The following is a 14,136-nucleotide window of genomic DNA, read 5'->3' on the forward strand; positions in this document are numbered from 1 at the left end:
CCTAAAGTGTCTCCAACCAGTTGCGCAGCAACCGCGCCCCGGCGTCGCCGGACTTTTCCGGGTGGAATTGCACGGCGGACAGCGGACCGTTTTCCACGGCCGCGACGAAATCGGTGCCATGGGTGGACCAAGTGACCTGGGGCGGGGTCATCGCCGGTTGGGTAACATCGAACTCCCACTTCTGCACGCCATAGGAATGCACGAAGTAGAACCGCTCGTCCTCGATCCCGGCGAAGAGCCGGGAGTTCTCCGGTGGGCGCACGGTATTCCATCCCATATGCGGGATGACCTCTGCTTGCAGGCGCTCGACCACACCGGGCCACTCGCCGATGCCTTCGGTTTTCACCCCGTGCTCAACACCTTGCTCGAAGAACACCTGATGTCCTACGCAGATGCCCAGCACCGGCTGGCCACCGGCGATGCGGCGGCCAATCCACCGCAGCGCGCCGACCTTGGTCAGCTGCTCCATCACCGAGGCGTAGGCTCCCACGCCGGGAACGACGAGGCCATCGGCGGCCAAGATCGCTTTCGGATCCGCGGTCAGCTCCACCTCGGCGCCGGCGGCTTCCAGCGCCCGCACGGCCGAGCGGACGTTGCCGGATCCGTAATCGAGGACGACGACAGTTTTTTTCGCCACTTAGAGGGCACCCTTCGTGGATGGGATCTTGTCGCCCATGCGGGCGTCCGGCTCGACCGCTTCACGCAGCGCGCGAGCGAATGATTTGAACTGGGCCTCGACGATGTGGTGCGGATCGCGTCCGGAGAGCACCTCGATATGCGCGCAGATCTGCGCATGGAAGGTGATGGCCTCGAATACGTGCCGCGTCATCGAACCGGTGAAGTGCCCGCCGATCAGGTGGTATTCCTGGCCTGCCGGTTCCCCGCCGTGCACCAGGTACGGGCGGCCGGAGACGTCGACAACCGAACGCGACAGCGCCTCGTCCAGCGGTGCGTAGGAGGTGCCAAAGCGGCGAATTCCCGCCTTGGTGCCCAGGGCCACGCGCAGCACCTCGCCGATGGTGATGGCCACGTCTTCCACCGTGTGGTGCACGTCGATATGGGTATCTCCGGTGGCACGCACGGTCAGGTCGATGAGCGAATGCTTGGACAGGGCGGTGAGCATGTGGTCATAGAACGGCACGCTCGTGCTGATTTCCGAGACCCCGGTCCCGTCCAGGTCCAACTCGACGAAAACTGATGATTCGCTGGTCTCGCGTTCCATCCGGGCGCGACGAGCGCCAATCAATTCGGCAGACATGTCTTCCTTCGCTTGTGGGTGAATTCTACTTCTGGGCACCCAGCAACAAGGCCAGGTGCTCCAGGAAGGCGGTGGTTTCGGCTTCGGTGCCGGCGGTGACGCGCAGCGTTCCCTTGATTCCATTGTCGCGGACAATGATGCCGGCATCCAACAGGCCCTGCCAGATGGCGTGCGGATCCTCCAGTCCGCCGAAGAAGACGAAGTTCGAATCCGAGACAGATGGCTTCAAGCCGAGATCGATCAGCGTGGACACGATGCGGTCGCGCTGGGTCTTGATGTCTTCGACCTGCGCGAGCAGCAGCTCGATATTCTTCAACGCAGCGATGGCGGTTGCTTGGGTAACCGCCGAGAGGTGATAGGGCAAGCGCACCAGGCGAATCGCGTCGGTCACCTCGGGGGCCGCCGCTAGATAGCCCACGCGGGCGCCGGCCAGGCCGAAAGCCTTGGACATCGTGCGCGAGACGATCAAGCGCTGGCGCCCTTCGAGCAGGGTGAGCGCCGATCGGGTACCTGCCAGCGAGAATTCTGCGTAGGCTTCATCCACGATCACCATGGCGTCGGTTTCGCTGGCGGCCTCATAGACCGCTTCGATAACGTCCAAGCCCAGTGCGGTTCCGGTCGGGTTATTCGGGGAGCACAGGAATACCACGTTTGGGCGGTGTTCGCGCACCTGCGCGGCGGCGGATTCGGCCGAGAGGGTGAAGTCTTCGGCACGGTTTCCGGCAATGAATTCGGTATCGGTGCCACTTGCGAGCAACGGGTACATCGAGTACGTGGGGACGAAACTCAGCAGGCTGCGCCCCGGGCCGCCGAAGGCCTGCAGGATCTGCTGGAGAATTTCGTTCGAGCCGTTTGCGGCCCAAATGTTGTCGCGGGTCAGTTCGTGACCGAGGTAGTCGGCGAGCAGCTCGCGCAATTCGGTAAATTCACGATCCGGGTAACGGTTCAGGCCGGCAGCCGCTTTGGCTACTTCCTGAGCGATGGCATCGATAACTGTCGCTGGCAATGGATGGGTGTTCTCGTTGACGTTCAGCTGAATGGGAACGTCAATTTGTGGCGCTCCATATGGGGATAGCCCGCGGAGATTCTCACGCAGGGGCAGCTGACTCAGAAGTTCACTACGGTCATTCACGCATTAATTCTAATGGTGAGGCGCTCTCGCCGGTGAATCCACGACAAGAACAGGTAACAATGGTGAGCTGGCACCTAGTTTGAAAGTACGGGGATATCCAAAGTGTCCCCGACGTACAGCACACCAGCATCGATGGAGTTCAATTCCTCAATGTGGTTCATCGCCGCGTTGACTTCGTAGCCTGCAGCGTACTCGCTGGCCAGCCCCCATAGAGTGTCACCGGGAATCACGGTGACCTCCACAGTCGCCGGGCCGCTGGGCAGGTCCGTGGATGCTTGGGCGCTGCTGGTGAACATGAACGCCGCGGCGATCGTGAGGAGGAAGACCGGTATGCCTACCAGTACTGCCCAACCCCGACGGTTGATGCGGATCCTCATTGGTCTTTTGCTCTGCTGTGGGTGAAGTGCCAGAGTTGCCACGACTTTTTCTCCTCAACGGTTACGTGTGATGCGAACCAATATTCGAATGCAATCTTCGAACACCTGTTCGATACTAGTACATCTTTTCTAACAGAGCCAGATCGAACTTGTCCAGATGTTTTCGAACAAATCTTTGAAAGAAGCCCTGTGATCAACTAAGATTTCGAAGTAGTCGATCAATGAATACATCACAACATTGGGCACCGACAGTTTGTAGCTTCGAACTGAGGACCGAATGCAAGGGAAGGCAAAAATACATGTCAGCATCACAGCGCACTCCCCGGTCGAACGCCCGTTCGCTGACGATACGTCAGAAAAAGATCCTCGAAACCATCCAGCGTGCGATCGGCAAGAATGGCTATCCGCCGTCGATGCGTGAGATTGGCGACTCGGTCGGGCTCAAAAGCCTTTCGAGCGTGACTCACCAGCTCGGTCAGCTCGAAAAGCTTGGGTACATTCGTCGCGACCCGAGGCGTCCTCGAGCCATGGAGATTTTGCTTCCGTTGCAGCTTGCGGAGGACGGCGAGGGAAGCAGCGAGCCGCAGAGCGCGCCGGAACCCGTTGAGGACACGAAGGTCATCGAGCTGAGCTCCTCGGCGGATACCACGATGGTTCCCTTGGTCGGACGCATCGCCGCCGGTGGACCAATTTTGGCGGAGCAAACCGTCGAAGACGTCTTTTCCCTACCACGCCAGCTGGTTGGCCACGGCGAGCTGTTCATGCTCAAGGTGTCGGGCGATTCGATGGTGGATGCGGCAATTTGCGATGGCGACTGGGTGGTCGTCCGTCGCCAGCAGACCGCGGAGAACGGCGATATTGTGGCCGCATTGCTTGACGAGGAAGCCACGGTGAAGACCTTCCGTCAGCGCGATGGCCACACCTGGTTGCTGCCACAGAATTCACGTTACGAGCCGATTCTCGGCGACGCTGCCACGGTGATGGGACGCGTCGTGTCGGTGATGCGCTCGCTGTAGCGGGCAAGTCTGTTCCAACGAGCCATTCGGCCTCACCCATTCTCGGTGAGACCGGATGGCTTTTATTTTGCGTCGAGCTGGCTCGGCGGCAGGCTCACGCGCCCGGCCGCCTGGAGGATCGTCCAGCGTTGGGTGGCCGCAGAAAGCTCCGTCTCGACCCGGTCCGCGAGCTGGCTCGCCGTGTCGCAGACCAATCGCGCGGCGGTGCGCCGGGTCGCGGCGGGCAGGCGTTCATCGTTCGCGGCGAGCGCCAGGTAGCGGCAGAGGATTCCAGTGAACAGATTGCCGTCTCCACCGGATTCCAGGCGCAGGCCCTGTGCCGCAGTGGCGAGCCGATCGTTGATCGCCTGGATCAGCGAGACAGCTTGCGCCAGATGCTCCGCGGACCCGGCGGCCAGCAATGCACCGAGCACGGTGCCCTGGTTGTAGGTGTAGATCGCTTCCTCGGTGCGCGGGCCGCCGGCGGTCAGGCGGATGCCGTCGAGGTAGAGCCCGGAAGGTGTGCTGTAAAGCTCGCGGCGCAGCCAGTCCAGCAGCCCGGTGGCGGTGTCTAAATCCGCGATGCGTGCGAAATACAGGGCCGCCGGGGCGTTGGTGGGCGTGTTCTTGAAGTCGCGTTTGCGCGACCAGTAAAGCCCGCCGCCGAGCTTCTCGTCTTGGCCGCGCACCAGCTGTCGACCCAGTGCACGCATGGCTAGGGTGGCGAGCAGCGCCGGGCGGGCGGTGAGCTGCTGGCTCAGCCCATTGAGCCGTTGGCTGGCAAGCAGCAACCAGGCCATGTCGTCGTAGAAGTAATTCGGGAAGCGGCCGAAATTGCGCAGCAGGATGCCGCGCAGCAGCTGTTTGGCCCGCCGCCAGTGCCTCTGGGCCGCGCACCGGTGACCGGAGTGCAGCTCATGGAAGGCCGCGTCGAGGATCGCGTCGAGATAGTGTGCCTGCCACCAGTAGTGCCATTCGGACCAGGGGCGCGGGCGTTTTCTAGGCGCTGGCGCGGCAGGCATCGCATGCAGCGAGCCGATCCAGGTGCCGGGCAGGCCCATGAGCCGATGGCCGAATCGGGCGTGCAGGTCCTCGCCTGCCACCGCGGCCAGGGCCTCCCAGTGTGCGGGATCGTGGATGCCTGGCTGATGCTGCGCTTCATTCACGAGTCGGCTCCCACTACTCAGTTCTCCGGTTGTGTGCACCAGCGTAGCCGCTTCGCCCGCCGGCATCGAGCACATCGAGCGGGCGGGATCAGGCGGCGAGCACTTCGGCGGCCGAGAACCAGTAGGTGTTGCGCCGCGGTTGTTGATCGGGGTCCAAGAATTTGGGCAGCAGCACCGCCGGAGGTTTGCCCTCGGCCACCACGAGGCTGAAAAGCCCGGCATGGCGTGCGTGGTGATGCATGGGACAGAGCAGTACGCCACGATCCACGCGGGTCTGTCCGCCCTCCTCCCACGGGTCGACGTGGTCCGCCTCGCAACGGCTGGCCGGCATCCGGCAGCCCGGGTAGATGCAACCGCGGTCGCGGGCCGCCAGAGCGCGTTTCATATGCGGTGGAAAAAGGCGTTTGGATCGGCCGATGTCCAGCGCTTGGCTTTTGCCGTCCAGCACCACCGGGTAGATTCCGGCGTTGCACATCAGCGTTCGGGCCGACGCCGCGGTCAGCGGCAGACCGTTTTCGGTGCTGGCGAAGCTGGCGGCGCCATCGAGCATTTTCTCGTAGTTCAGGTGCACGATCACCTGCGGGGTGATCAGCCCGGCGCCCGGATTCTTGCCGCCGACGCGATTGGCGCGCAGCACCGCGAGCAATCCGGTCAGGTGGCGCAGGGCCGGGCTCAGGTCTTCGAAGGGCCGTTCGGGCGGCGCGGCGAGGTTGCTGGGTGGTTTCGGTGGTTCGGCTTCCGTCGCTTCGGCATCCGGGGTGCGGGCCCAACCGGGCATGCTCGGTGCATCATCCCATTCCCTGGGGGTGGGTGGCATTGGCGCAACCGGGGTTTCGGGCTCGACCGATGGGGTGGGCTCGGCAGATGGCGTGGGCTCGGCGTGCTTAGGATAGCTGGCGTGGACGAGCTCGTTGAGCTGCTCGCGGTTGCCGGCGATGGTGTTGGGGTTGTCGATTTTGGCGCGGAGCGACTCGATGAGTTCGGCATCGTGCGGGAAGACCTTGAGCTGGTAGATGACCAGCCCGCCTTTTGTGCCGCGGGGGAAGAGCCCGGCCTCGGCGAACAGCGCCTCGGGCGGGCGCTGGGACTGGAGCTGTTCGGCGATGAGGCCGGACAGGTGTTTCGCGGCGCTGGCCGGCTCCTGGGCGATGAGCCTGACTGCCTGCGCTTCGAGCTGGGCACGGGCCTGCGGGCCGGGCAGGTCCGCTTCGGCGTTGCGGATGGCCCGGGCGGCACCGATCGCTGGGCGCGGATCCACGTTGCGGTTCGCGAAGTGGGTGGCAAGCTGCGGGCAATCGGGGGTGGTGCGCTCCCCCGCCTCGGTGACCTTGGCGATCAGCGAGCCGGCGGCCGCGAGCCGGGAGAGGGCCGCGCCGTGGGCGATGCCCAGCCAGCCGGAGTGCAGGTCTGCGGCGTCCTTGAAGCTGCTGCGGCCCAGCGTGCAGGTGCCGTGCAGTGCGGCGAGCTGCTCGTCCGTGGGTGCGGCGCCGGCGTCGGCGATGGCATCGAGGGATTCGGTATCCAGCTGATGGCTGCCGCTGCGCTGAACCGCGTCCGCCGCATGGATCTGCAGGCGGGACAGGGTCTGCGCGGTGCGTTCGGCCAGCCAGGCGAAGTAGGCGGCCTGGCCGGCGGGCAGTTCCTCGGAAGAGAGCTGCGCGCAGGCGGCATCGAGGGTGGTGATGGCCTGGGCCATCGCCCCGAGGGCCGCCTGGTTGCTGCTGAGTTCTTCCATGCCCACCACCCTGCACGGTCCGCGGGCGGGGGCCGGCGGATCGGGCGCAGGGTGTGGATAAGCGGGAGTGGAAGCTCCGGCGCCGGCTACTTTTCCGGTTTCAGGCGCTGCAGCACGCCGGTGATGACCTTCTTGTCGGTGGTCGGCCACATCGGCGGCAGCGAACTTTTCAGGAATGAGCCGTAGCGGGCGGTGGCCATGCGCGAGTCGAGGACCGCGACCACCCCCTTGTCCTGCACCGAACGGATCAAGCGGCCGACGCCCTGGGCCAGGCGGATGGCCGCGTGGGTCGCGGAGACCTGCATGAAGCCGTTGCCGCCGTGCTTGGCCACGTCCTCGGTGCGGGCCTTGGAGATCGGGTCGTCGGGGCGCGGGAAGGGGATCTTGTCGATGATCACCAGGCGGCAGGAATCCCCGGGAACATCCACGCCCTGCCAGAGGGTCATGGTGCCGAACAGGCAGGTGTCGCGCTCCGCGGAGAAGTCCGCGACCAGCGACTTCATGCTCGCGTCGCCCTGGCAGAGGATTTTCACGTCGAGCTTCTCGCGCAGGATCGCCGCGGCCTCCTCGGCCGAACGCTTGGAGGTGAACAGCGCCAGCGCGCCGCCGCCGGAGGCGGTGATCAGGTCCTCGATCTCGTCCAGCGTCTCGGCGGCCAGCTGGCGCCCGGGCTTGGGCAGGTGCTTGGCGACGTAGAGGATGCCCTGGTTCGGGTAGTCAAACGGGCTGCCGACATCCACCCCGGTCCAGGTCGGGGCGCCTTGGCCCATGAGCCCGAGCGATCCGGCCACCGAATCGAACTGCGAGCCGATGGCCAGGGTGGCGCTGGTGAGTACGACGGTGCGCCCGTCGAACAGGCCCTCGCGCAGCTTGCCGGCCACCGAGAGCGGGGCGACGTTCAGCGTCGCCGGTTGGCTGTCATCGGTTTCCACGTAGCCGCGGCCCTCGATGAATTCACGCGGGCGGGAGGTGAAGAGCACCTCGCGGCGTTCCTCGGCTTCGAGCATGCGGATCGCGTCGTCCATCACCGCCTGCATCTGCGAGCGGGCGGTCTGCCGGCCCCCGTCCGCCGGGGCGTTCGCCTCCGGCTTGGACAGCGCCAGCACCAGGCGGGCCTGTTCGACGATGTCGTTCAGTGCGATGCCCATATCTTCGCGCAGCCCGCGCTCCAGCAGCCCGGTGGGCACCCCGGTGAGCGACTTCTCCAGTCGGCCGGCGGCCTTGGTCAGCTCGTCGACGTTCACGCCGCAGTGCCTTTTGGCGCCGCCTGCGGCGGTGAGCACCCCGCGTGCCGAAAGCGCTCCGGAGACCGAGCTGGTCACCCGGTCCTGCAGCTCGTGGGCCTCGTCGATGATCGCGACCTCGAAGTCCGGCAGCACCGAGAGGCCTTCGAAAGCGGAGACCGCGAGCAGCGCATGGTTGGTGATGACCACGTCGGATTCGGCGGCCCGCGCCCGGGCCATTTCGGAGAAGCACTCATCGGCCATCGGGCACTTTTGGGCGCCCAGGCATTCCATGGCCGAGACCGAAACCTGTTTCCAGGCCTTGTCGCTGACCCCGGGGACCAGCTCGTCGCGGTCCCCGGTATCGGTCTTCTCCGCCCAGTCGCGCAGCTTCAGCACCTCGGCGGCCAGCGGGGAGAACATCTGTCCGGCCGGCGCGGCCGGCGCGTCCATTTCGAACAGCGTCCCCTCGCTGTCATCCGGGTACCCGCCGCCGAGCTTGTACTGGCAGAGGTAGTTGGCCCGGCCCTTGAGCAGGGCCACATCCATCGGGCGGGAGAGCTTGCCCTTGAGCGCTTCGAGCAGCCGCGGCACATCGCGCCCCACGATCTGGGACTGCAAGGCGAGGGTTGCGGTGGACACGATCACCGGCTTCGCGCTGGTTTGCGCATGGGCGAGCGCCGGGATCAGGTAGCCCATCGACTTCCCGGTGCCGGTGCCGGCCTGCACCAGCAGGTGTTTTTCGTCCTCCAGTGCCTCGACCATATGCTTGACCATCTGCTGCTGGCCGACGCGCATCTGGCCGCCCATGGAGGTCACCGCGGTTTCCAGAAGGTCCAGGACCTGCTCTTGCTTATCCATGTAGGTTGAAAGTCTCCAACTGAACCGCGAGGGATTCTCGCACCTTGACGATCATCCGGGTTCCGTGATCTGTGTGTTCGCTTTCCAATATTTCCGATTCGCTCTGGTGCAGCTTGGCGATCAGGTCTCCGCGGTCGTACGGGATGAGGATTTCCAACTGCACCTCGGGCCGCGGGATCGAGCTGCTGATCTGCTCGAGCAGCGCCTCGATGCCTTCCCCGGTGCGCGCCGAAACGATCGTGGTGTTCGACTCCCGGTTGCGCACCCGTTCGATGACGATCGGGTCGGCCACATCGGCCTTGTTCAGCACGATGATCTCGGGAATGTTCAGCGCGTCGACCTCGGCCAGCACCGTGCGCACCGCCTGAATCTGCCCCTCGGGGTCCGGATGCGAGGCATCGACCACGTGCAGGATCAAATCCGAGTCGGCGATTTCTTCCAGCGTCGAGCGGAAGGCCTCCACCAGCTGGGTGGGCAGGTTGGAGACGAACCCGACGGTATCGGCCAGCGTGTAGGTCAGCCCGTCGGCGGTTTCCGATTGGCGCACGGTGGGATCCAGGGTGGCGAACAGCGCGTTCTCCACCAGCACCCCGGCGTTGGTCAGCCGGTTGAGCAGCGAGGACTTGCCGGCGTTGGTGTAGCCAGCGATGGCCACGGCCGGGACCTGGTTGCGTTTGCGGTTGGCGCGCTTGGCCTCGCGGGCAGGCTTCATCGCCTTGATCTCGCGGCGCAGCTTGGCCATCCGGTCGCGAATGCGGCGGCGGTCCATCTCGATCTTGGTTTCGCCCGGACCGCGCGAACCGATGCCGCCACCGGCGGCACCCACCCGGCCACCGGCCTGGCGGGACATGGACTCGCCCCAGCCGCGCAGGCGCGGCAGCAGGTATTCAAGCTGCGCCAGTTCGACCTGGGCCTTGCCTTCGCGGGACTTGGCATGCTGCGCGAAGATGTCCAAAATCAGCGCGGTGCGGTCGATGACCTTGACCTTGACGATGTCCTCCAACGCGCGGCGCTGCGAGGGGGCGAGTTCGGCATCCACCACGACGGTATCGGCGCCGGTGGACGCGACGATGTCGCGCAGCTCTATGGCCTTGCCGGAGCCGAGGAAGGTGGAGGAATCGGGTTTGCTGCGGCGCTGCACGACCCCGTCGAGCACCTCGGAGCCGGCGGTTTCGGCCAGCGCGGCGAGTTCGCGCAAGGAGTTTTCCGCGTCGGTGACGCTGCCGGAGGTCCAGATGCCGGCGAGCACCACGCGTTCCAGGCGCAGCTGGCGGTATTCGACCTCGGTGACATCTTCCAGCTCGGTGGAGAGCCCGGCCACGCGGCGCAGCGCGCGGCGGTCGGCTAAATCGTCTTGGTCCCCGTCGAAGGATGAATGCTCGGCGGAGAAGCGGTTCAGCGCGGTCGCCTGTCCGGAGAAGATGTGCTCCTCGACCGGTTCGTCGGCGTGGAATACGGCAGGGGCTTGTGCGTCGTCGGCCGCCAGAATGCGGTCGATGGCTGCCTTGATCTGGGCATCATCCATTGATGCCGCGTCTTGCTCGTGTGACTCGGAGTTAGTCATGGTCTCCTTAGAAGAACTTCTCTGTACAGAATAGTGCGGGGTACCCCCACTTCGCGAGGTGGCGCGATCAGATGTCGGTGGGTGTTCGGTCATACCGGTCCTTGTGCTCAAGACAAATTGCTGTCGGTGATCAGGTGAAGGGGCGGTTACCAAGAGACTGCGGCGGGGCACGAAGTGGTGCGGAGAATCCAGAAAGAAAAAGAAAAGGACCTTGCCGTCTGCAGGTTCATGTATCCGGTGGGCGCGCGAAATCAGCGCCGGTTCTCCGGGGAACCCTGGTAACCGAGTGGGTTACGTATTAGACGAAAATCAAAGTCATAGGTAAAACTCTATCAGTGGAATGCGCCGCGCGCCTATATCGTGTAGCTCACGTTGTTTGCCCGGCTTTGCGCGCAGGCGATAATCTTTGGTGCATGACCTCGGATCATTACTTCAGCGCCAGCCCCGCCTCGGCCGACGAACGCCGCAGCATCGCGGTGGAATTGAACGGCCAGCGCCATCAGGTGCAGACGGCGCCGGGCATCTTCTCCCCCGCCGGGCTGGACAAGGGCACCGCCGTGCTGCTGGAGCATGTCCCGACCCCGCGCGGGCGGATCCTGGACATCGGCTGCGGTTGGGGCCCGATCGCGCTGACCGCCGCATTGCAGAGCCCGGAGTCCGAAGTTTTCGGTGTGGACGTCAACGAGCGTTCGATCGATCTTGCCAAGCTGAATGCGCAAAGTATGGGGCTGTCCAAAGTCACCGTAGGCACCCCGGACTCGGTGGATCCGGACCTTGAATTCGACACCATCTGGTCCAACCCGCCGATCCGCATCGGCAAGGAAGCCCTGCACGAACTGCTGCTGCTTTGGCTTCCGCGCTTGGCACCGGGCGGCGACGCCTGGCTGGTGGTGCAGAAGAACCTGGGCAGCGACTCGTTGCAGAAGTGGCTGGGAACCCAGTTGCCGGAGGACTGGAAGATCACCCGCGAGGCGACAGCCAAGGCCTTCCGCGTGCTGAAAGTGGCCCGCCCGGCCTAACCGGGATTGAAGACTTAAGCGAAGCAGCCTGCCACCGAATCCAGTGATTCGGTAGCAGGCTGTTTTCGTCTTGGGTTAGTTGGCGCCGATCACGCCGCGGGCCACCAATGCGGCGGGGCCCGAGAGAATCGTGTCTTCCTTGCCGTCGCCGGTGGGTGCGAATTCCACGCCAACCATCCCGCCGGGCACTTCGACGGCCCACTGGTTGATCAGTGCCGTGCCGCTAAGTCGAAAAATCATCTTGTCCTGCAACGGAATCGGTGATCCGACGACCGCATGCGTTTGAACTGATTTGCGAGTCGCAGATGAATTCGCAAATCCACTGCCGTCATATGTGAAAACACTTTTGATGTCCCCGCCGCCGGATCCTTGCAAACAGGAGACTCGCTTTGAACCCAGCTATCGGCTACTTCATGGCGTTTATTAACGAGTGTTCCCGAGCCCCAAGGCTAGTACTTTCAAAGGGGTCGTTCTCCAGTCGCTTCAGTCGAATCAGCGGTACCCGCTTCATTCATCGCAAGTAAATACGAAGCCGCAGTTGCCACGGCGATCTGCTGGACATACCCGGCGATCGTGATGAGTAACCCTAGCGGGACAAGCGAGAGAAGTGCTGGGTTTCCTCCAAGAAATAGCACCACCAAGCCGATGACTAAACCACATGCAGTAAGTACTTTACCGACGACCTGTAATAGACCACCTTCGGTTTGGACATGCTGAACGGTTGGCGGCGTGAAGTAGTCTTTGCTCATGCTCAGATCATAGCCAGCTGTACCTACAAAATAGGCGGTTAGCTACGCTTTGAAGACCTGGGCGGATGAATCATGCTATCCACCTTGAAGCTTGCAAAGCCTGAGGTCATAGAGCGCACCGGTCATCTTTAACCAGCAACAGCCTGCCACCGAATCCAGTGATTCGGTAGCAGGCTGTTCCCGTCTTGGGTCAGCTGGCGCCGATCACGCCGCGGGCCACCAATGCGGCGGGCCCGGAGAGAATCGTGTCTTCCTTGCCGTCGTCGGTAGGTGCGAATTCCACGCCGACCAGCCCGCCGGGCACTTCGACGGCCCACTGGTTGATCAGTGCCGTGCCGCGCGCCCAGTAGCGCATGGCGGCCGCCGCGGCACAGGCCCCGGTGCCGCAGGAGAGGGTCTCCCCCACACCGCGCTCGTGCACGCGCATCTTCAGCTGCGCGACGCCATCGGTGATCAGCGGTTCGGAGGGAACCACGAATTCCACGTTGCTGCCGTTCGGCGGAGCCGGGGATACTTCGGGTGCGGAAAACAGGTCGAGGTTCTCCAGCATCTGCGCATCGGGCAGGGCCGCCACGGTATGCGGGTTGCCCATGGTGATGCTCAAGGCGGGAAGTGCCTGCTCCCAGTCGCGCGGCTTGACCATCGAGTCGACCGAGTCCGCCGCGGCCTGCTGCTCGAAGATCAGCCCCCAGGGGCCGAGGTTAGCGGCGTAGCCATCGGCCAGGCGGGTGACTTCCTTGACTCCGGCGCGGCTGCCGATGAGCAGGCTGGCACCGATCGGGAGGTTGACCAGCCCCTCGGCGAGCAGATAGTGCACGAAGGCGCGTACGCCGTTGCCGCACATTTCGGCGATGGACCCGTCGTTATTGCGGTAGTCCATGAACCAGTAGGCCTTGGGGTGTTCCAGGGCCTGCTGCTCGAAGCCGGGGACCTGGGAGGTGGGCACGGCGCGGATCAGCCCGTCGCCGCCGATGCCGAAGCGGCGGTGGCACAGGGCCGCGACCTGCTCTGGCGTCACCTCGTGCTTGGCCTCGGGGTCCGCGAGCAGCACGAAGTCGTTTCCGGTGGCGTGTCCCTTGGCGAAGGGCAGTCCGGCAAGCTGGGCTAGTTCGGTGCGGTACATTGCGCTCCTTTAGATGGTGGGGTCGCTCGGGCGGAGCAGCTGCTGTGCTTTGCCCAGCAGCCCGGGTTCTTTCGGGTTCAGCCAGTGCACCCGCGGGTCGGCGTTGAACCAGGTCAGCTGGCGGCGGGCGAACTTCCGGGTGGCCACGATGGTGTCCTCGATGGCTTGGCCCCGGTCGATCTTGCCGTCCAGGTAGTCGGTGTACTGCTGGTAGCCGATGGCGCGCGCGGCGGTTTTGCCTTCGCGTAGCCCCTGGCCCAAGAGTTCGGCAACTTCCTCGGCCAGCCCCATGCGGTCCATTTTACGGACGCGTTCGGCCAGTGTCTCGTGTAACGCGGGACGCTCGTAATTTAGTCCGATCTGCAATGCCGGCTGGAAGTACTCGCGGTTGGGCATGTAGGAGCTGAAGGGGCGCCCGGAGATTTCGAAGACCTCCAACGCGCGGACGGCACGCCGGGTATCGAGGTTGCGGTCCGCGGAAACCGGGTCGACCTTTGCCAGCCGGCGGCGCAGCTCGCCGTCCCCGTGCTCCTGCACCTCGGCTTCGAGCCGGTCCCGGACCGCGCGATCGGTGGGCGGGAAGTCGATCACGTCCAGCGCGGCGCGTACGTAAAGCCCGGAGCCGCCGACCATGATCGGCACCTTGCCGTGGGAGCGGATTTGGTCGAAGTGGTCGCGGGCTTGGGCCTGGAACTGGGCGACGGAGGCCTCTTCGCGGATATTCATGATGTCCAGCAGGTGGTGCGGGATGCCGCCGCGCTCGGCTTCGGCGAGCTTTGCGGTGCCGATGTTCATGCCGCGGTAGAACTGCAGCGCGTCGGAGTTCACGATTTCGCCGCCCAATTCTTGGGCCAGCGCGATGGCCAGATCCGATTTGCCGGTTCCGGTGGGTCCAACAATGGAGATCACCGGCAGCTGAGTGGAGTTCATGCGG

14 protein-coding genes are annotated in these 14,136 nt (G+C 64.4%); 2 read left to right on the plus strand and 12 right to left on the minus strand.

Features of this window, described 5'->3' with window-relative positions; genetic code table 11:
- Position 1: 1 nt before the first annotated feature.
- From hisH to CIK76_RS15590, 4 genes are all read right to left on the minus strand, one after another.
- A complete protein-coding gene (gene hisH, locus CIK76_RS15575) occupies positions 2-637 on the minus strand; it encodes an imidazole glycerol phosphate synthase subunit HisH (RefSeq protein WP_096288068.1) in 636 nt (211 codons plus the stop codon).
- Entirely contained in the window at positions 638-1,258 is a 621-nt protein-coding gene (hisB, locus tag CIK76_RS15580; protein WP_096288070.1) for an imidazoleglycerol-phosphate dehydratase HisB, read from the minus strand. It lies immediately after the preceding gene.
- Between the two features lie 25 nt (positions 1,259-1,283).
- Positions 1,284-2,390, minus strand: coding sequence for a histidinol-phosphate transaminase (locus tag CIK76_RS15585; protein ID WP_096288072.1), 1,107 nt, complete (start codon positions 2,388-2,390; stop codon positions 1,284-1,286).
- 74 nt (positions 2,391-2,464) lie between these two features.
- Entirely contained in the window at positions 2,465-2,767 is a 303-nt protein-coding gene (locus CIK76_RS15590; protein WP_096288074.1) for a LysM peptidoglycan-binding domain-containing protein, read from the minus strand.
- 299 nt (positions 2,768-3,066) lie between these two features.
- On the opposite strand from CIK76_RS15590, the gene lexA reads away from it, so the two are divergent.
- Complete coding sequence (gene lexA, locus CIK76_RS15595) at positions 3,067-3,783, plus strand: transcriptional repressor LexA (RefSeq protein ID WP_096288076.1); 717 nt, start codon at positions 3,067-3,069, stop codon at positions 3,781-3,783.
- A gap of 62 nt (positions 3,784-3,845) precedes the next feature.
- Here the strand turns inward: lexA and CIK76_RS15600 are convergent, their stop codons facing one another.
- The 4 genes from CIK76_RS15600 to hflX form a co-directional block, all read right to left on the minus strand.
- Entirely contained in the window at positions 3,846-4,967 is a 1,122-nt protein-coding gene (locus CIK76_RS15600) for a glycoside hydrolase family 76 protein (protein WP_176484252.1), read from the minus strand.
- Positions 4,968-5,016: 49 nt separating this feature from the next.
- Positions 5,017-6,663: a DUF222 domain-containing protein gene (locus CIK76_RS15605; protein ID WP_096288080.1), complete on the minus strand. Its 1,647-nt coding sequence runs from the start codon at positions 6,661-6,663 to the stop codon at positions 5,017-5,019.
- Between the two features lie 86 nt (positions 6,664-6,749).
- Positions 6,750-8,747, minus strand: coding sequence for an ATP-dependent DNA helicase (locus CIK76_RS15610; RefSeq protein WP_096288082.1), 1,998 nt, complete (start codon positions 8,745-8,747; stop codon positions 6,750-6,752).
- Positions 8,740-10,311, minus strand: a complete 1,572-nt coding sequence (hflX, locus tag CIK76_RS15615; protein WP_096288085.1) for a GTPase HflX — start codon at positions 10,309-10,311, stop codon at positions 8,740-8,742. The genes CIK76_RS15610 and hflX overlap by 8 nt, the downstream gene beginning before the upstream one ends.
- Before the next feature lie 413 nt (positions 10,312-10,724).
- Between hflX and CIK76_RS15620 the strand changes: the two genes are divergently transcribed.
- A complete protein-coding gene (locus CIK76_RS15620; protein ID WP_096288087.1) occupies positions 10,725-11,330 on the plus strand; it encodes a methyltransferase in 606 nt (201 codons plus the stop codon).
- A gap of 75 nt (positions 11,331-11,405) precedes the next feature.
- Here the strand turns inward: CIK76_RS15620 and CIK76_RS19145 are convergent, their stop codons facing one another.
- From CIK76_RS19145 to miaA, 4 genes are all read right to left on the minus strand, one after another.
- A complete protein-coding gene (locus CIK76_RS19145) occupies positions 11,406-11,570 on the minus strand; it encodes a hypothetical protein (RefSeq protein WP_176484253.1) in 165 nt (54 codons plus the stop codon).
- Positions 11,571-11,788: 218 nt separating this feature from the next.
- The gene (locus tag CIK76_RS19150; protein WP_141393588.1) at positions 11,789-12,079 is read right to left on the minus strand and encodes a hypothetical protein; all 291 of its coding nucleotides are present in this window, start codon (positions 12,077-12,079) and stop codon (positions 11,789-11,791) included.
- Between the two features lie 190 nt (positions 12,080-12,269).
- On the minus strand, positions 12,270-13,202 hold the full coding sequence (dapF, locus tag CIK76_RS15625; protein ID WP_096288089.1) for a diaminopimelate epimerase: 933 nt from the start codon (positions 13,200-13,202) through the stop codon (positions 12,270-12,272).
- Between the two features lie 9 nt (positions 13,203-13,211).
- A complete protein-coding gene (gene miaA / locus CIK76_RS15630) occupies positions 13,212-14,132 on the minus strand; it encodes a tRNA (adenosine(37)-N6)-dimethylallyltransferase MiaA (protein WP_096288091.1) in 921 nt (306 codons plus the stop codon).
- Between the last annotated feature and the right edge of the window lie 4 nt (positions 14,133-14,136).

This window comes from Glutamicibacter sp. BW80 (assembly GCF_002332385.1).
GTDB lineage: Bacteria > Actinomycetota > Actinomycetes > Actinomycetales > Micrococcaceae > Glutamicibacter.